Annotated in this window: 18 protein-coding genes; 11 read left to right on the forward strand and 7 right to left on the reverse strand. The window is 69.0% G+C overall.

The genetic code is table 11. The annotated features are described in order from the left end of the window. The first annotated feature begins 20 nt into the window (after positions 1–20). Entirely contained in the window at positions 21–1,355 is a 1,335-nt protein-coding gene (locus KB201_RS13300) for an MFS transporter (RefSeq protein ID WP_058252297.1), read from the forward strand. 106 nt (positions 1,356–1,461) lie between these two features. Further along, positions 1,462–2,709 (forward strand): hypothetical protein, encoded by a 1,248-nt coding sequence (locus KB201_RS13305; protein ID WP_078113287.1) that lies wholly within the window; start codon positions 1,462–1,464, stop codon positions 2,707–2,709. A 61-nt stretch (positions 2,710–2,770) separates the two neighbouring features. Here the strand turns inward: KB201_RS13305 and KB201_RS13310 are convergent, their stop codons facing one another. Continuing rightward, positions 2,771–3,682: a LysR family transcriptional regulator ArgP gene (locus KB201_RS13310; RefSeq protein WP_058252295.1), complete on the reverse strand. Its 912-nt coding sequence runs from the start codon at positions 3,680–3,682 to the stop codon at positions 2,771–2,773. Between the two features lie 58 nt (positions 3,683–3,740). Continuing rightward, positions 3,741–4,802: an ABC transporter permease gene (locus tag KB201_RS13315; protein ID WP_058252327.1), complete on the reverse strand. Its 1,062-nt coding sequence runs from the start codon at positions 4,800–4,802 to the stop codon at positions 3,741–3,743. Positions 4,803–4,895: 93 nt separating this feature from the next. Between KB201_RS13315 and KB201_RS13320 the strand changes: the two genes are divergently transcribed. The 9 genes from KB201_RS13320 (at position 4,896) to KB201_RS13360 (ending at position 11,881) form a co-directional block, all read left to right on the forward strand. After that, complete coding sequence (locus KB201_RS13320; RefSeq protein WP_058252294.1) at positions 4,896–5,519, forward strand: TetR/AcrR family transcriptional regulator; 624 nt, start codon at positions 4,896–4,898, stop codon at positions 5,517–5,519. Positions 5,520–5,588: 69 nt separating this feature from the next. After that, on the forward strand, positions 5,589–6,212 hold the full coding sequence (locus KB201_RS13325) for a LysE/ArgO family amino acid transporter (protein ID WP_058252293.1): 624 nt from the start codon (positions 5,589–5,591) through the stop codon (positions 6,210–6,212). A gap of 208 nt (positions 6,213–6,420) precedes the next feature. Further along, positions 6,421–7,287: a YhjD/YihY/BrkB family envelope integrity protein gene (locus KB201_RS13330; protein WP_058252292.1), complete on the forward strand. Its 867-nt coding sequence runs from the start codon at positions 6,421–6,423 to the stop codon at positions 7,285–7,287. Then, positions 7,271–8,014, forward strand: coding sequence for a CDP-alcohol phosphatidyltransferase family protein (locus tag KB201_RS13335; RefSeq protein ID WP_058252291.1), 744 nt, complete (start codon positions 7,271–7,273; stop codon positions 8,012–8,014). Before KB201_RS13330 ends, KB201_RS13335 begins: the two co-directional genes overlap by 17 nt. Before the next feature lie 98 nt (positions 8,015–8,112). Beyond that, positions 8,113–8,682, forward strand: coding sequence for an isopentenyl-diphosphate Delta-isomerase (idi, locus tag KB201_RS13340; RefSeq protein ID WP_058252326.1), 570 nt, complete (start codon positions 8,113–8,115; stop codon positions 8,680–8,682). Between the two features lie 44 nt (positions 8,683–8,726). Further along, on the forward strand, positions 8,727–9,665 hold the full coding sequence (locus KB201_RS13345) for a squalene/phytoene synthase family protein (RefSeq protein WP_058252290.1): 939 nt from the start codon (positions 8,727–8,729) through the stop codon (positions 9,663–9,665). Continuing rightward, entirely contained in the window at positions 9,662–11,266 is a 1,605-nt protein-coding gene (gene crtI, locus KB201_RS13350; protein WP_058252289.1) for a phytoene desaturase family protein, read from the forward strand. Before KB201_RS13345 ends, crtI begins: the two co-directional genes overlap by 4 nt. Before the next feature lie 87 nt (positions 11,267–11,353). Then, positions 11,354–11,521 (forward strand): hypothetical protein, encoded by a 168-nt coding sequence (locus KB201_RS13355; RefSeq protein WP_156422435.1) that lies wholly within the window; start codon positions 11,354–11,356, stop codon positions 11,519–11,521. A 57-nt stretch (positions 11,522–11,578) separates the two neighbouring features. Continuing rightward, complete coding sequence (locus KB201_RS13360; protein WP_231742446.1) at positions 11,579–11,881, forward strand: hypothetical protein; 303 nt, start codon at positions 11,579–11,581, stop codon at positions 11,879–11,881. Positions 11,882–11,907: 26 nt separating this feature from the next. On the opposite strand, the gene KB201_RS13365 is transcribed toward KB201_RS13360, so the two are convergent. From KB201_RS13365 to KB201_RS13385, 5 genes are read right to left on the reverse strand one after another with little or no spacing between them, the layout of a single operon-like run. Further along, positions 11,908–13,404, reverse strand: coding sequence for an NAD(P)/FAD-dependent oxidoreductase (locus tag KB201_RS13365; protein ID WP_211539451.1), 1,497 nt, complete (start codon positions 13,402–13,404; stop codon positions 11,908–11,910). Next, positions 13,401–14,534, reverse strand: coding sequence for a glycosyltransferase family 2 protein (locus tag KB201_RS13370; RefSeq protein WP_058252287.1), 1,134 nt, complete (start codon positions 14,532–14,534; stop codon positions 13,401–13,403). The genes KB201_RS13365 and KB201_RS13370 overlap by 4 nt, the downstream gene beginning before the upstream one ends. Beyond that, complete coding sequence (locus tag KB201_RS13375; RefSeq protein WP_058252286.1) at positions 14,521–15,402, reverse strand: carotenoid biosynthesis protein; 882 nt, start codon at positions 15,400–15,402, stop codon at positions 14,521–14,523. Before KB201_RS13375 ends, KB201_RS13370 begins: the two co-directional genes overlap by 14 nt. Beyond that, on the reverse strand, positions 15,399–16,115 hold the full coding sequence (locus KB201_RS13380) for a monooxygenase (protein ID WP_078113307.1): 717 nt from the start codon (positions 16,113–16,115) through the stop codon (positions 15,399–15,401). Before KB201_RS13380 ends, KB201_RS13375 begins: the two co-directional genes overlap by 4 nt. After that, the gene (locus KB201_RS13385; protein WP_058252285.1) at positions 16,112–17,254 is read right to left on the reverse strand and encodes a polyprenyl synthetase family protein; all 1,143 of its coding nucleotides are present in this window, start codon (positions 17,252–17,254) and stop codon (positions 16,112–16,114) included. Before KB201_RS13385 ends, KB201_RS13380 begins: the two co-directional genes overlap by 4 nt. Between the last annotated feature and the right edge of the window lie 2 nt (positions 17,255–17,256).

A 17,256-nucleotide genomic window follows, 5' to 3' on the forward strand; every position in this document is an offset into this window, starting at 1 on the left:
GGTTCGGGCAAGCTCGAAGGGTGACTTCCGCCGCCGACTCCCGACTGCCCCGCGCGCTGCTGCCGTTCGCGCGTCGACAGTACCGGCTGCTCGCGTCCGGACTGATCCTCGCCATGTTCGCCGACGGCGTGTGGACGATCGCGGTGATCTGGCAGATCATCGCGCTCGGCGGCGGTCCGGGCCAGGTGTCGCTGGCCACCGGCGTGGCCGCGGTGGGAATGCTGTTCTCCACGTTGGCCGGTGGTGTGCTCGCCGACCGTATTTCGCAGCGCCACATCATGATCGGACTCGAGGTCGCGAAGATGATCGCGTTCGGTGCGATCGGTCTGGCGTCGATCGCGGGCGTACTGCAGCTCTGGCACGTGGTGGTGGCGTCCCTTCTGGGCGGCATCACCACCGGGATGTACTACCCCGCCTACTCGGCGTTGCTGCCCGGTGTCGTCGCGCCGTCGGAGCTGCAGGCGGCCAACGGGATCGAGGGCTTCTTCCGCCCGGTCGTCTTCCAGGCGGTCGGGCCGATGGTCGCCGGCGCGGTCATCGGTGCCTGGGCGCCGGGACCCGCGGTGCTGATGGCGGCGATCGCGGCCATCCTGTCGGGGGTCTGTTATCTCGGGATGGCCCCGGTCACCGCGCGTCGGTTCGGCGAGACGGGCGAGGACGCGCCGGAGGTCGTCGAGGGTGCGGGTGCCCGCCGGATCGTCGGCGACCTGGCCGAGGGGTTCGTCTACATGGCCCGGACCCCGTGGCTGTGGGGGACGCTGCTCTTCGCCTGCGTTTTGGTATTGGCGACGCTCGGCCCCATAGAGGTGCTCGTCCCGTTCGCATTACGTGAGCGCATCGACGGCGACGCGACCCAGCACGCCTGGGTGCTCGCTGGATTCGGACTCGGCGCGGCCGCGGCGTCACTGGTATTCGCCTCGATCCCGATGCCGCGCCGGTACCTCACCGTCATGTTCTCGCTGTGGGCGTTCTCCAGCCTGCCGCTGGTGCTGATGGGTCTCGCCGATTCGACGTGGATGTTCGTCGCCGCCGGTGTGATCATGGGCATCCTCTTCGACGGCCCGATGGTGCTGTGGGGAACGCTCTTACAGCGTCGGGTGCCGCCGGCACTGTTGGGTCGCATCGCCAGTCTCGACTTCTTCGTATCGGTCGCGCTGATGCCGGTGTCGATGGCGATCGCCGCCCCGGTCTCGTCGGCGATCGGCCTGACCGCCACGTTCGTGCTGGCCGGGTTGCTCCCGGTGCCGATCGCGTGGGCGTTCTACTTCGCGGCCGGCATGTGGCGCGACGAGATCGAGAACCCCCTTGTCGACGAGTCGAATCCGAAGTTGGTCGACTCCGCTGCGGTCCGTTGACGTGACCTGGAGCACATACTACGGTGACACATCATTCACAGGGCACGACGTGACGTAGCGGAGTGGGCTCGGCGGCTCGGCGCAGCCATTGCAGGAGGCGAAGACGATGGCGGTCTGCACGCCGGGTGACGTCCCGTCGATCATCACCGGCTACCTGGGGTTCGAGTGCGAGGGCGCGAATCCGATTGTCACGATCCGGAATCCGGCCGACCTCGAGCACTGGACGCAACCGGTCCTCGAGGTCACGATCATCCTCGGTGCCGTCCTCGCGCTGATCCACGCGATCCGCCGACTGCGTCGCGACGGCGACCCCACCAACCTGACGGTGTGGATCGGATCGTTGGTCTACCTGTTCGTGATCGAGCCGCCGCTGTACTTCCCGAACTGGTTCCACGCCGAAGAAGCGATGGGATTCATGTTCTCCCACAACGTGTTCACGGTCATGTTCATGTACGACCGGCTGCCGTTGTACATTGTTGCGTTCTATCCGGCCGTGAGCCAGGTCGCCTACGAGCTCGTGCGGGCGTGGGGCTTCTTCGACGGGTCGAAGCGCTCGGCGCTGCGCGGCTCGCTCGTTCTGGCCCTGGTGTTCCAGACCTTCTACGAGATCTTCGACCAGCTCGGCCCGCAGCTCAAGTGGTGGGCGTGGAACGTCGACGCGCCGTACTATCGCGACACCCTCGCCCAGCTCCGAGCCCAGGGCGTCGCCCCCGACGAGCTCGGCAATCCCGCCGCGGAGCCCACACTGGCCGCGGTGCCGTGGGGGAGCGTCTGGCTTTTCGCGACCGTCTCGTTCGCCGTGCTCGTCTACGTCGCGGTGCGCTTGGTCCAGATCCCCACCTCCCGAGGACGCGCCCCGCGCGGATGGTCGTTGTCATGGCGCGTCGTCGTGTCCGGTGTTGTGGCCGTTGTCAGCATGCCACTCCTGTCCATTCCGACGGCGCTGTTCGGCCGTGACGAGAACGCGAATCACGACGCGCAGACCGTCGTGTACTGGGTGGAGATGGCCCTGGTGTGGGGGATCGGACTGACACTTCTGTACGTGCAATGGCGACGCATGCGCAGCGACCCGACGCTGGGCGTCGACGACGCTCGCAGCGCTCGGCCCTTCCTCGTCGTGTTCCCGGTCCTGTTCCTCGGGGTGCACCTCGTACTGTGGTGCGCCGCGTTGCCCGCCTACCTTGACGCCGAGGACGGAATCACCGCCGACAACACACCGATCGGGAGTCTCCCCTACGTGATCGCCTGCCTCGTGGTCGCTGTGGGCGTGCTGGGCGTCGCTGTCGTTCGGGGCCGGCGCACGGTCGACGACAGCCCGGCGGTCGCGGGAACACCGTCGACCTCAGGCGTGTGACAACGTCCGATTCGTCCATAGCTGGGTCTGCCCGTCGTGGACGGCGACGAGTCGAGCGCGATCAGTGCTGGAGAACCCGCGCGGCGCCGTCGACGACGCTCGTCGTGAGTGTCTGCAGCAGAGGCGAACTCAGCTTCCAGTGCTGCCAGTACAGCGGGACGTCGATGTGGTGGTCGGCGATGAGGCGGACGCGACCGGTGTCGAGGGCGTCCGCGATCTGGACGACCGGGACGGCGCCCCAGCCGATGCCGAGCGCGACGGCGCGGTGGTATTCGGTCGACGCCGGGATGTAGACCGCGGGCGGGTCGACGGGCCGGCCGGCGAGGGCGGCCGAGATGTTCCGCTGGATGTGATCGTTGCGGTCGAACTGCACCATCGGGGCCCGGGCCAGTGCATCGGCATCGGGCCCGTCGGGTAGCCATGTGTCGATGAATTCCGGTGTGGCGACCGGCAGATAGCGCATCGTGCCGAGCGACTGCAGTGCGCACCCGCGGATCGCCAGTGGTTCCGAGGTCACCGCGGCGAGCACGTCGCCGGTGCGGAGCAGGGTGCTGCTGCGGGTTTCGTCGTCTCGGAAGACCTCGACCGCCACTGCGTGCTCCCGGTGGAATCGCGCGAGCACGGGCAGTAACCAGGTCGCGAGCGAGTCGGCATTCGTCGCGACCGGGAGATGGACACGGGGACGTTCGACCAGCGGCAGATCGTCGTCGTCGGGCGCGCCCACGAACTCGGCGCGGGTCTCGGCGAGCAGTAGTTCCCACTGCTTGGCCAACCGCACCAGCACCTCGCCATCGGGTGTGGCCGTCGCCGGCTTGGTCCGCCGGAGGAGTACCCGCCCGGCAGCGGACTCCAGCGCCTTGATCCGCTGGCTCACCGCCGACGGGGTGATGTGCAGGGCGGTGGCCGCGGCGTCGAAGGTGCCCTCGCGCAGGACCGCGGCCAGCGTGCGCAGGCCTTCCTGACTGATGTCCACGAGCCGAGGTTAGTGGTGTGTCCCGCCGGACAGTCGAGACACACCACCGCCGGCCGGATCAGGCGGGGACGGTGTCGCCCGCGGAGTCGGCCCGCCGTCCGCGCACCATGCCGAGTGCGAGGAGCGCGGCGCCGACGGCAATCCACCCGAGGAGAACGGCGACCTGTCCGGTGATGCTCGCCGCCGGGAAATACGCGACCGAACGGAGCAGCGTGCCGCCGGCGCCGGGCGGCAACCACTGGCCGATCGTTCCCCACGGCGCGGGCAACAGGTACGGCGACGATGCCAGCCCCGACAGCGGGTTGGAGATCAGCACCATCACCAGCGCGGACACCCCGACCCCGGCGGGTCCGAGCAGGCTGCCCGCACCAACCGTGAACCAGGTGATCGCTCCGATCATCAGGGCTGCGGCGAGTCCGACGGGGCCGATACCGCCGTCGATGACGCCCAACCATGACCACGTCGCCGCGAAACCGAACCCGGCCACGAGCGGCCCCAGGACCGCCAGTGTCGCCTGCATGGCGACTGGGCCGCGCAGCCCGATCGCGGCGGCTCCGCCGAGTGCCATGCCGGCGATCAGCAACGGCAACAGTCCGGCGGCGAAACCCGTTCCGCGTGTATCAGTCTCGGGAGTGGGGACCACGGATTCGACGGCGACCGGTACACGCTGGGCGGTGGCGATGCCGTTCCCGACCCCGGCGACGACCTGCGCCAGCACCGGCGAACCCGCCTCCGCGGTCAGCACCGTGACCCCGCCGGGCCCGACCGCGATCGCGCCGACCAGGTCGCGCCGTTCGATGGCGGCACGCGCGTCCTCGGTGTCGGCGAATCGTTCGACGGCGAAGGCGTCTTCACCGGCCCGGTCGGCGAGCGCCGTCTCGATCGCCTGTGCCGCGGGCGGCGGTGCGACGAGACCCAGTGGGGCTTGATGCGGCTCGGGATCGACGGCCAGTGACACGAACGTCGCGGCGATCGCGATCACGAACGTCGGGATCAGCAGCGCCATCACCGCCACGAGGCGCCAACTGGGTGCCCGCCCGGTCGGGGGCGCACCGTCGGCCTCCGCGGTCGCAACGGGCGCCCGATCGCGCGAATCTGTCGAGTGCAGTTCAGTGCTCATGACCACTCCTAAAAAGAACGAATCTTCGTTTTTCTGAGTATGCGCGGAGGGCCGCGAGGAATCAAGAACGAATATTCGTTTTAGACTGTCGGCATGCCCAAGATCAGCGACGAACGCAAGCTCGAAAGAAGCCGGCAGATCCTCGCCGCCGCTCGCCGATGCTTCGTCGACAAGGGGTTCCACCGTGCGTCGATGTCTGACGTGATCCGGGAATCCGGGCTCAGTGCGGGTGCCGTCTACTCGTACTACTCGTCGAAAGAAGAACTGATCGCCGCCGTTGCGCGGTCGATCTTCGCCGCCTACGAGTCGGGGATCAGCAGCTTCGACGACCCGGTAGAGCAACCCCCGTCGCCTGAGGCGGTTGTACGCGCGCTGGCCGAACGGGTCCTGCTGGAGATCGCGCCGATGACCGACGGCTTCCGGATGGTCCTGACGGTATGGGGTGAGGCCGCCAACAACCCGGAGCTGCGCGAGACCGTGCGCGACATCATCCGTGGGCTGCGGGGCGTCTTCGAACGCGTGCTGACGGCCTGGCGGGCCGCGGGCCACGAATTGCCCGCGGAGCCTGCGGTGCTCGCGCAGGTGATGGTCTCGGCGATGCAGGGGGTGGTCGTTCAGCAGGGCCTGGTCGGCGACGTGGACGTCACCGACTACATCGAGGCCTTGTGCGCGGTTCTACGCGGCATCGGACTGGGCGACGATGCGTCCACAATCTGAAGTTCAACTGTTTATTCGTGAAAAAGTTTCGCTGTACTGACCGGGGCGTGTCGCCCTAGCGTCGTCCCGGTGACCGCCTACCTCGTACCGACACTTGCCGGGCTTCTCACCGGCGCCGGTCTGATCATCGCCATCGGACCCCAGAACGTTTTCGTGCTGCGTCAGGGCGTCGCCCGCAGGCACACCGGTCAGATCGTGGCGGTCTGCGCCCTCTCCGACGTCGTACTCATCGTGGCAGGGGTGGCCGGCCTCGGCGCGCTCGTCGCCGCGCACCCGGAGGTGGTGACGTTCGCGAAAGCGGCCGGCGGACTGTATGTCGGGGCGTTGGGCGTCATGGCCGCCAGACGCTGTGTGCGCAGTGACGAGGCCATCGCAGCCGCTGACGAGATCGGGGCCGAGTCCACCGGCCGCTGGGTGGCGGTGGGTACGGCCCTGGCTCTGACCTGGCTCAACCCGCACGTCTACCTCGACACGGTCATCACCATGGGTGCCATCGCCAACGGCCACGGAAACGGCAAGTGGGCGTTCGCCTTCGGTGCCTGCATCGCGAGTGTCCTCTGGTTCACCGCGCTCGGCGGCGGAGCTCGGAGACTGTCCGGATTCTTCGCGAGTCCGCGGGCGTGGAAGATGCTCGACGCGGTGGTCGCGGTCATCATGCTGGGGATGGCGATCGCGCTGTTCGCGTCGATCTGACACGCATTCCGAGCATGTGCGGGGCGCTCGTCGGTGACCGGTGTCGTCACCCGGGTTCCCCCGGCAGCCGGACGGGTGCAGGACAGCGGTGGAGGCGACAGTGTGATCACGCTGGAGTCACCGAGGACTCAGATCGGACACTGCTGCGGCGCGAGTGGGGTGTTTCGGGTATCCCGGAGGGGTGACACCGCGCCGATCGGCCCCGACGGTGACTCGCGACACCACGATCCGCGAGCAGACGACGACGTTCGACGTGCGTGCGTTGGTGACCGATGTGCGCCATGTACTGGGCCGCGGCGACCTCGCCGCGGCTGCTGCCACCCTCACCTACTTCGCGGCGATCGCCGTCGTGCCGTGGGCGCTGCTGGGGATCTGGTCGACGACCTGGCTCCGCGGCCCGTCCGCCGAGGAGTCCCTGGCGGAGCTGCGCGTCCTCATCCCACCGGCCATGGGCGGCCGTGGCGTGTTCGACGAGGCCGTCGCGGTCGGTACCGGACTGACGCTGATGGGCGCACTGGTGTTGCTGTTCCCGGCGTCGTTCTACGGCGAGGGTCTTCGCCGCGCGTGTATGACGTTGTATCCGCGCGAGGACCGGTTCACGGGATGGCGGTCTCGGATCTGGGTGCTGGGATTGGTGGTCGTCGTGCCGCCACTGGCGTATGTGGTCGTCGGCGTCGCGGGCACACTCACGACGTTTGCGCCCGAGGGAGGCGGAACGGGTGGTTTCGGCGACCTCGTGGTCCGGATCGTGGTCGAGTTCATCGTCGTGTGGATGCTGGTCACGGTGGCCCTGACCTGGGTGTACTGGAAGGTGACGCCCGGTGAGCCATCACTCGGGGTGGCGGCGGCCAGCGCTCTCGGCACCGCGTCGTTCATCGCCGGATTCACCCAGGGCTTCCTGCTGTTCCTGTCCCTGCCGATCGATGTCGGGATCCCGTACGGGGGTCTCCGGGTGATCGGCGGGGTGGTCGCGGTCGGTTTGTGGCTGTACGTCGCGCACGTCATCGTCATCATCGGATGGGCGTTCGGGCAGGCGATCGAGAAGCAGAGGAGGGGACGTGTCCGCGGAGCCTGAGCGAGCGGGCCGGAGCCTCACGGCGGCGTCGGGTGCGGAGCGGACGACGAGCGCCCGGGACGAGGCACTCGACTCGTGGTCGAAGCTCCACGGAGGGCTCGATCCGCGCGCGAGTTTCTGGGTCCGGAACTGGGTGCTCGTCAGCCACGCCTGCGCGCGACCGTTGGCCCGACTGGGCCTCACGCCGAACACCGTGACAGCTCTCGGAGTCATCGCCACCGCGATCGCGCTGTGCCTGACCATTCTCGGCGACTGGTGGCCGCTGCTCGCCGCACTCGTCATCGTCCTGGCGGCGCTCCTCGACGGGATCGATGGTGCCATCGCGGCCCAGACCGGAACGGCCTCGCGGTGGGGGCGTATCAACGACTCGGTGGCGGACCGGTTCTCGGACGTGATGCTCGTCGGCATCGTGGTGGTCGTGGGTGCACCGCCATGGCTCGGCGCGACGATCGCGGTGCTCACCCTCATCCTCGAGATCACCCGCGCCACGGCCCAGGCGGTGGGCATGAAGGGGCCAGGGACGGTCACCGTGTGGGAGCGGCCGTCGCGGGTGATACTGGCGGTCGTCGCCACTGTGAGTGCGGGTTCGTGGTGGTGCTCGGGACTGAGCTCAGCCGTCGCGTCCGGCCTGGCTCTATTCATCGCGGCAATCGGCGCGGCACTGGCGTTGATCGGGACGGTCCAGTTGGGGATCGCGGTGCGGAGGCAGACCCGACGGCTCGGATGAGTTCTCGTCGCGGGCGGCTCCCATCCGGTTCGCGCTCCGGTGACGAACAATGGTGCGAAGAGCAGCTCGCCCGATCTCGATGCGATGAGGAAATGTCGATGACGAACGACTCGGTGGTTCTCGCCGACGCCGACGGCCGCCCGTGCGGCACCGCCGACCGCGAGGGGGTGCACGGACCGGACACCCCGCTGCACTTCGCCTTTTCGTGCCATCTCGTCGTCGACGGCCGCATCCTCATGACACGCCGGGCGTTGTCCAAGCGCAGCTGGCCCGGGGTGTGGACCAACTCGTTCTGCGGTCATCCGCGCCCCGGCGAGGACGTCGTCGACGCCGTGCACCGGTATGCCCGGCGCGAGCTCGGTATCGAGGTGGCCGATGTCCGCTGCATCCTGCCGGACTTCCGGTACCGGGCGGTCGACGCGAGCGGCATCGTGGAGAACGAGATCTGCCCGGTGTTCGTCGCACGTCCGCTGGGAACACTTCGACCGGATCCCGATGAGGTCGCCGAGCACGCCTGGGCCGACGTCGCCGACGTGTGGTCGCTCGTCGCGAACACCCCGTGGGCGGTCAGTCCGTGGTTCGTCGAGCAGGTGCGGCAGCTGCCGACCGACGACCCCGGTTCGGTCTACGACACCCATCCGGTGATGTCCCGGGCGTCGAATTCATGACGTCAGGCAATTGGCGTTCAGTCACCAGGTCGAGGAGCGGTCGGATGATGCACATTCCCGGTCACACTCAGGTGATCCCACCGCACCGGCGATACGACGAGGTCGCGGAAGCCTGTGCGGCGATGGTGATCAGGTCGTACTCGAGTTCGTTCGGACTCGCTTCGCGTCTGCTCACGCCGCGGATTCGGCGCGACGTCCAGAACATCTACGCGCTCGTGCGGGTGGCCGACGAGATCGTCGACGCCCCGCGCCCGGAGCAGGGGCTCGTTGACCGCAGCAATGAACTCGACCAGCTCGAGGAGCAGACCAGCGTCGCGCTCGTCACCGGGTCGAGCAGCAACCTCGTCGTCCACGCCTTCGCGCAGACCGCCCGCCGGGTCGGCATCGATCTTGATCTGGTCGGCCCGTTCTTCGACTCGATGCGCAGCGATCTGACCCAGGTCCAGCACGACTTCGAGTCGCTGGCCACCTACATCTACGGCTCGGCCGAGGTGGTCGGTCTGATGTGCCTGCGGGCGTTCCTCGCCGACGAGCCGAAATCCGCCGCCCAGTACGACCACCTCGCACCCGGCGCCCAACGGCTGGGCGCGGCCTTCCAGAAGATCAACTTCCTCCGCGACTTCGGCGAGGACAGCGACGGGCTGGGGCGGCGCTACCTGGTCGGCCTCGATCCCGACGATCCGGCGGACTCCGCCTGGTCGCTCTGGCTGGACGACATCGACCTCGACCTGACCGCCGCTGCGGCCGCCATCCCGCACCTGCCGGCGAGCAGCCGCGTCGCGGTGTGCACCGCGCACGACCTGTTCGCCGAGCTGACGGCCCGCCTTCGCGAGTCGTCGGCCACCGAGGCCCGCCGTACCCGCGTCCGCGTCCCGAACGCCGGGAAGGCGAAGATCGCGGCGGCCGCCGTCGCCCGCCGCGGTATGCCGCGACCCGCACGTGCCGACGCCGCCGGTCTGAACAGAAGGAAGAGCAACGTATGAGCGAGTCCCGACGCGTCGTCGTCATCGGTGGCGGAGTCGCCGGCCTGGCCACCGCCGCCCTCCTCGCCCACGACGGGCACGACGTCGAACTCGTGGAGAAGAACGACGACCTCGGTGGTCGGGCCGGTACCTGGGATCGCGACGGGTTCCGCTTCGACACCGGTCCGTCGTGGTGGTTGATGCCGGAGGTGTTCGACCATTTCTTCGAGATGCTCGGGACGTCGACCGCCGAGCAGCTCGATCTCGTCCGCCTCGACCCCGGTTACCGAGTGTTCTTCGACGACAACGGGTCCGACGAGAAGCCGATCGACGTGTTCGGTGACCAGGACCGGAACCGTGCGCTCTTCGACGAGATCGAGCCCGGCGCGGGAGCCGCACTCGACGACTATCTGCGCACCGGCAGGCAAGCGTATGACCTTGCCGTGGAACGGTTCCTGTACACCAGCTTCGACTCGCCACGTGCCTTCCTCGGCCTGCCGGTGTTGCGGCACGCGAAAACGCTTGTCACGCTGCTGACGACCTCGCTGCAGTCCTACATCGCGGCCCGCTTCACCGACCGCCGGCTCCGCCAGGTCCTCGGGTATCCGGCGGTGTTCCTCGGTTCCTCGCCCGAGCGCACCCCTGCGATGTATCACCTGATGAGCTGGCTCGACCTCGCCGACGGTGTGCGGTACCCCAACGGCGGCTTCACCACCCTGGTCGACGCGCTGGAGCGGGTTGCGCGGGAACGGGGCGTACGCATCTCCACCGGCACGGCCGCGACCGCCATCCTCACGCGGGAACGCGCTGGGAAGCGGTCCACGCCGTCGCGTCGTCGCGCCGAGGTGGCCGGCGTCCGCGTCGAAGGAGCCGACGGCACACCGCGAGAACTGGTCGCGGACATCGTGATCGGTGCCACCGATCTGCACCATCTCGAGACTCGGTTGCTGCCCCGGGAACTCCAGACCTTCCCCGAACGGTACTGGGACCGCGCCACCTCCGGCCCGGGGGCGGTGCTCGCACTCCTCGGCGTACGCGGTGAGATTCCCGAGTTGGCGCATCACTCCCTGTTCTTCACCGAGGACTGGAAGACCAACTTCGACGCCATCTTCGAGAGTCCCACGCGCGTACCGGACCCGGCGTCGCTCTATGTGTGCAAGCCGTCGGCCACCGACCCGTCGGTCGCGCCGTCGGACTCGGAGAACCTCTTCATCCTGGTGCCCGTCCCGCCCGACCCGGGTCTCGGCCGCGGCGGCGTGGACGGCGGCGGCGACCCCGACATCGAGAAGGTGACCGACCGGGCCATTGCGATGATCGGACAGTGGGCAGGTGTTCCCGACCTCGCCGATCGTGTCGTCGTCCGCCGCACCATCGGCCCCGCGGACTTCGTCGACTCGGTCAACTCGTGGTGCGGCGGAGCCCTCGGCCCGGCGCACACGCTGCGGCAGAGCGCGTTTCTGCGCTCGACGAACCGGTCACGCAAGGTCGACGGCCTCTTCTACGCCGGGTCGAGCACGCGTCCCGGCATCGGCCTGCCGATGTGCCTGATCAGCGCCGAACTCATCCGGAAGAAGCTCCGCGGCGACCGGTCGGTGGGGCCGATGCCGGTCGCGACACGCTGACCTGCGCCGGAAGGTTTGGAACGCAGATCATCCGGGTACGGTCGCGTGACAGGGCTCACAGCGAGCGGCGCGAAAGGTACCGGTGACATGGAGAAGGCACGGACGAATGCGTGGTGGCGCGGCCCGCGATGGACGTGGTCTCGTCAGCACCTGACCCCCGAAGAGCGCCGGAACCTCCAGGCCTCCCGTGTTCCGGTGGCGGTCGTGACGGCGTCGCTGGGTGGACATGCGTACAGCTATCGCGACCGGGTCTGATCTGACGCTTCGAGGTCCCACGACTCGCTGATCGCATCGTGGCGATGGTTGAGGCAGGTGCTCGATCACCGTACGGGCGAGCGCTACCTGCTCGAGGGATTTCCCGGGGCGGACTGGGCACGCAACGTCCGTGCGGCCGAGGGACGTGCCCAGCTGTCGGTGGGAGGGGAGATGAGCGATGTCCGCCTCGTCGAACTCTCGGCCGATCAGGCCGTTCCGGTGCTACGCGCCTGGCCGGAGCTGGCGGGCACCGACGGCCCGAAGATGATGAAGGACGCGGGAGTCGTCGACGACGTGACCCCGGAAGCCTTTGCTGCCGCGGCGGGCCGATGCGCCGTGTTCCGTATCGATCCGCGCTAAAGGCTCCGATGAGCAAGGCCCATCGGTCAGTGACTCACGGCCGGACCGATCAGCTCCGCCACGATCTTCGCCGACATGACCACGAGCGGCAGACCGCCGCCGGGATGCGACGATCCGCCGACGAGGTAGAGGCCCGGCACCGGGGAGGTGTTCGACGGCCGGAGGAACGCCGAGCGGGGTCCATTCGACGACGACCCGTAGATGGAGCCGCCCGGTGTCCTGGTCCGACGTTCGAGGTCGGCGGGCGAGACGATCAGACGGTGGCGCACGTGGCCGGTCACGTCGAGTCCACGATCGGCCATCACCTCGAGAATCTGGTCGGCGTAAGAGTCCGCCAAGCCCTTGGCGTCCCAGTCGACGCCGTGCTCGGGGTCGTGGCGGGGTGCGTTCACCAGCACGAACCACGCGCCGGTTCTCGGGGCGGGCACGATCTCGGGATCGGCGGGAGCCGAGATGTACACGGTCGGTCGAGCGACCGGACGCGGTGAGCCGCGGAATCCGAAGACCGCGTCGAACTCCTCGTCGTAGTCCTCGGCGAACAGCACCTGGTGGTGCGGCGCAGCGGGCGGATGGTCGAGGGCGAGGAGGAGGACGAACCCGGACAGCGACGGCGTCGTCCGTCGCAGCAGCGCCGCGGGCCGACGCGCGGCGCGACGCGGTACGAGACGGTCGTAGACCTGCTGGGCGTCGGCGTTCGCGACGACCAGATCGGCTGGGCGCCGGCTTCCGTCGGACAGCACCACGCCATCGGCCCGACCGGTGTGGTCCACGGAGATCCGGTCGACCTCGACACCGAGCTCGACCCGCCCGCCGAGTTCGATGAGACGGTCGTGCATCGCGGTGGCGATGCGGCCCAATCCGCCTCGTACATACCATGATCCGAATGCCTGCTCGGACCACGGCACGGACGCGAGCGCCGCCGGCGCGCGGCGCGGGTCGGAACCGGTGTAGGTCGCGTAGCGGTCCAGCAGCATCCGCAGGCGCGGGTCGTCGAGGTAATCCTCGCCGAGTCCACGCAGCGTTCTCCATGGCGCGACGGTCCGCACATCCGTCGGCGTGGCGATCCCGCCGATCATCGTGCGGATGCTCATCGGCGATTCCAGGAAGGGTTCGTGCGTGACGTCCCAGGCACGTTGTGCGCGTTCCAGAAACGATGACCACTGAGCGCCTCGCCCACGCCCCAGTGCGGCGTCGAGGGCAGCGGGGATGTCGTCGAGCGTTCCGGGCATGTCCAGTTCGGTGCCGTCCGGGAAGCGGTAGCGCGCGGCGACGGGGAGCCGTTCGAGGGTCAGGTGGTCGTGGATCGACGCGCCCGTGGCGTCGAAGAGTTCTTCGAAGACGTGCGGCATCGTGACGAGCGACGGCCCGGTGTCGAAGATGAACCCGTCGTGCTCGATGACCCCGAGTTTGCCGCCGACATCGTCGAATTGCTCGAGAACGGTGACATCGTGACCGGTCGCGGCGAGGCGCATCGCGACGGAGAGTCCGCCGACGCCCGCGCCGATCACCACGACCCGCGTCATCGACGGACCTCGATGGGGCGTCCCTTCCAGTGCAGGTCGCCGCGCTGTCGGGCCAGCGTCGAATCGACTGCGAGACCGGTGAAGACGAGGATGGAGAGCGGATGGGCGAAGGCGTCCGGCCATCCGCGTCCGCCGGTGCAGCGTGCGGACACCACCCGTGAGGCCACCCCGGCCAGGTATCCGACGAGACCCGTCCGGGAGCCGAACAGTGCTGCTGCCGCGGGGAGTACGTACATCAGGCACAGCAGACCGGTGACGCCCAGCGTCCCGCCCGGAGACCCGAAGGCCGACCACAGCGACTTGCGGTAACCCGCGCGGACCTCGTCCCAGCCGCGGTACATACGGCAGGTGGCGACGTCGCTTCCCTCGGCCACGACGCCGCGACCGCCGGCCGCCTTGACGGCGCGCAACAGGGCGATGTCCTCGAGGACCACGTCGTGCACCGCCTCGTGACCGCCGGCACGACGGTACATCGCGGCATCGACGACCAGGAACTGACCGTTTGCGGCGGTGAGAGATTCGCGCGGTGAGCGCTCGGCGAGACCGAGGGGCAGGGTGCTCAGCCAGGACCACTGCAGCAGCGGTTGCACCAGTCGCTCGCCCGCGCCGACCGCGACCTGCCGGGGGTACGGGCTCACCAGATCGAGTCCGGCGTTGCGGAGCAAGGCGAACGATGAGGTGAACGCGTGGGGCTCGACCACGACGTCGGCGTCGAGGAAGACGTGGACCCCGCCGGGGAACGCCTTCTCCGCGAGTTGGGCGCAGGCCCAGGTCTTTCCGAGCCACCCGGGAGGAGGCGCCGAGCCGGGGTGGACACGAACCCGGTCGTCCATCGAGGCCAGGCGGGCGAGCACGGCGTCGGTTCCATCCGCCGAGCCGTCGTCGAGCACGTGGATCCGGGCCGGTCCTGGCCAGCGATCCGCCGCCTCGAGGACGGCCAGTAGGCAGCGTTCGGCGTTGTGCGCCTCGTCGCGCATCGGGATGAGAACCGACAGTGGTTCCGGCGCCGGGATGTCGGCGAGACCGGGCCGACGGACCCGGCGGGCGTTGTCGAGGGTCAGGGCCAGCGACGCCAGCGACATAGCGGTTCCCGTCGCGACCAGCGGCCGCAGCAGGTCAGACACCCGCACGGCGACCCCTGATCTCGACGACGAGCAGCGGGATGGCGATGACACCCATGAGGAGACCCCCTGTGAGGGCGACGGACGGACGGCCGAAGAACACCGCGTGCGCCATCACCGAGGAGAAGTAGGTCCACAGGTACGCGGTGACGGGCACGGCGTCCATCCCGGAAGACCCGGTCGCGTCGGGATCGTCGCGGCGGATGAGGAGGTCGAGCATGCCGACGATGAGAAACGAGACCAGCAGCCAGCCCGCGAAATTCGTCAGCGGGATGTCGGCGACCCCGGGCAGCGACGGCGTCGGGTACCGCCACACCCAGTTGCCCTGGTCGACCATCTGCGGATCGAGGAACACATCCCACGCCGTGAGTGCATAAGCACCCACGACGGCGGTGGCGGGCCCAACCCACCGTCCGGCGATGCCCATCGCACGGACGAGTCGTCGGGTCACGACCAGCGCGGGCCACGACATCATGATCCAGGCCAGCGGGACCAGGACCGGGACGCCGAGGACCTTCAGTCCCAGCCCGTCGGTGTACTCGTATGTGCCGAACGGGAACCCGGTGCTCACACCGACGGATTCGGCGATCAGCCCGCCACCACCGGCCACCACCGCGAGGGCGACCGCGGCGGCGGCGCCGCGGGTTGCGGCAACGTGGACGAGCGAGGCCGACGCCAGGAGCAGCACGCTCGCGACGGTCAGCGGCAGGGTGCCGCCACCGGTCAGCGGAAACGCGATCTGGACGCCGATCGTCGCCGCCAGCAGGATCCACGCCAGGGTGACCAGGCCGCGGTTCCAGGGCGCGGTGCCGTCGGTACGCCGCGATCGCGACGATTGGTCCGATCGGTGCGAAGTGGAGCCGTCCAGGAGACTCACGCCGGTCTCCCCTCATATGTGCCGACGACCTCGGTGACGGCGAAACGGGCGAACAATTCCTCGGCATACCAGCGCGACGGTGCGGTCCGCCGAACCGCCGACAGATGTGCGGGGGAGCGGTAGGCGAAGCCGGTGAGGTCCTGCGCCGAATTCCAGATCGAGAACGTGCCCTGCACCCCGAGCGGGAGTTCGCCGACGCCGAGGGCCAATCGATTGCCCTGTGCCCCGGCGAGTTCGGTCGCCACCGGCGGGACGGCACGCCAGAACGATGCCATCTTCGTGGGCCGGAGGCGTGCCCGGGTCAACGCGGCGACCGGGCCCGCCCAATCCGGTCCGGACGCGTCGTGGTCGGTCGACGATCGCACCGTCTCGAACGGGTCGACGCGCGACCAACGGCCCTTCGACCGGAGTGGTCGCATGGTGATCCGGAGTTCCTCCGTGCTGGACTCTCGCCATCGGCGGAACACGACGGAATCGCTTGCGGCCGAAGCAGCGTCGGCGTCGTGCCATACCGTCAACGCGGCCCAGTGTCTCAGGTCGGCGCTCTCGAGGGTGAACGTGCGTGCGGTGCCGGTGCCCAGCAGTTTGGCGAAACGCAGACCGGGAGTACGGCGCAGCACCCGTCGACCCGACGACATCCGGCCGAGCGCCGGTAGCACGCGGTCGACACCCCAGACGCGGAGTTCGACCGTCGGCCCGGCGGGAGCGGTCATGCGCGCCGCCACACGCAACGTTCGATGAGGGCGGTCAGTGCGTGCCGGCTCGCCGGGTCCATCGGAGCGGCGTCGACGATGCCGAGCGCTTCCGCGTGCAGGTCGGCGATACGCTGTTCCACTCGTTCGACGGCGCCGGTGGAGTACAGGACCTCACGCATCCGCGCGGCACCGTCGGCGTCGAGGTCCGGATTGCCAAGACCGTCGGCGAGCACGCGGCGCTCCATCCGTCCCGCCGATTCCTCGGCCGCCGCGATGAGCATCGTGCGCTTGCCTTCCCGTAGGTCGTCGATGGCGGGTTTGCCGGTGACCTTCTCGTCGCCGAAGACGCCCAGGATGTCGTCGCGGAGCTGGAAGGCCTCGCCGGCGGTGATGCCGATCCGATCGTATGCCTCGAGAAGCGCCGACGGGGCACCCGCGAGCGTGCCGCCCAGACGCAGCGGCTGACCGATCGTGTACCGCGCACTCTTGTAGCGCAGGACCCGTGCCGTGCGATCGGCGTCGGTGGTGTCCTCGGTCTGACTCAGCATGTCCAGGTACTGGCCCGCGTAGGCCTCGTCGCGCATCACCGACCAGGTGTCGCGGACCGCGCGTCGGATGTCCGCGGACACGTCGTCCACCGCGGCAGCGGCGAGGTCGTCGGACCAGGACAGGCACATGTCGCCGACGAGGATCGCGACGGCGGTGCCATGGCGCTCGGCGTCCCCACGGCGTCGGCCGCACAGATGATCGTCGGCGAAGTGCCGATGCACGGTGGGCAGGCCGCGCCGGACGTCGCTGTCGTCCATCACGTCGTCGTGCACGAGGGCGGCGAGATGGAACAGTTCGATGGCGGCCGCCATCTCGACGATGCCCGCGACGCTCCGACCACCGGCGGCGCCTCGGGCGCCCCAGAGGCAGAACGACGCGCGCAGGCGTTTACCTCCGCCGATCCGCGCCGAGAGGACATCGATCGCCGGCGTCAATTCCCCGCCGACCTGCTGCAAGGTGGTGGCGTGGCGACGAAAGTGCGCCGCCAGCACCTCTTCGACGAGTTCGAGATCCGTCGTCGAGGCGGTGATCGGGTGCAGATCGGGAGCCGGGGATGCCGACTGTGCAGGCGGCGCCGACGAGTCGGTCATCTCGGCGGTCGGTGTCATGA

This window comes from Gordonia sp. SCSIO 19800, assembly GCF_018132775.1.
GTDB lineage: Bacteria > Actinomycetota > Actinomycetes > Mycobacteriales > Mycobacteriaceae > Gordonia > Gordonia hongkongensis.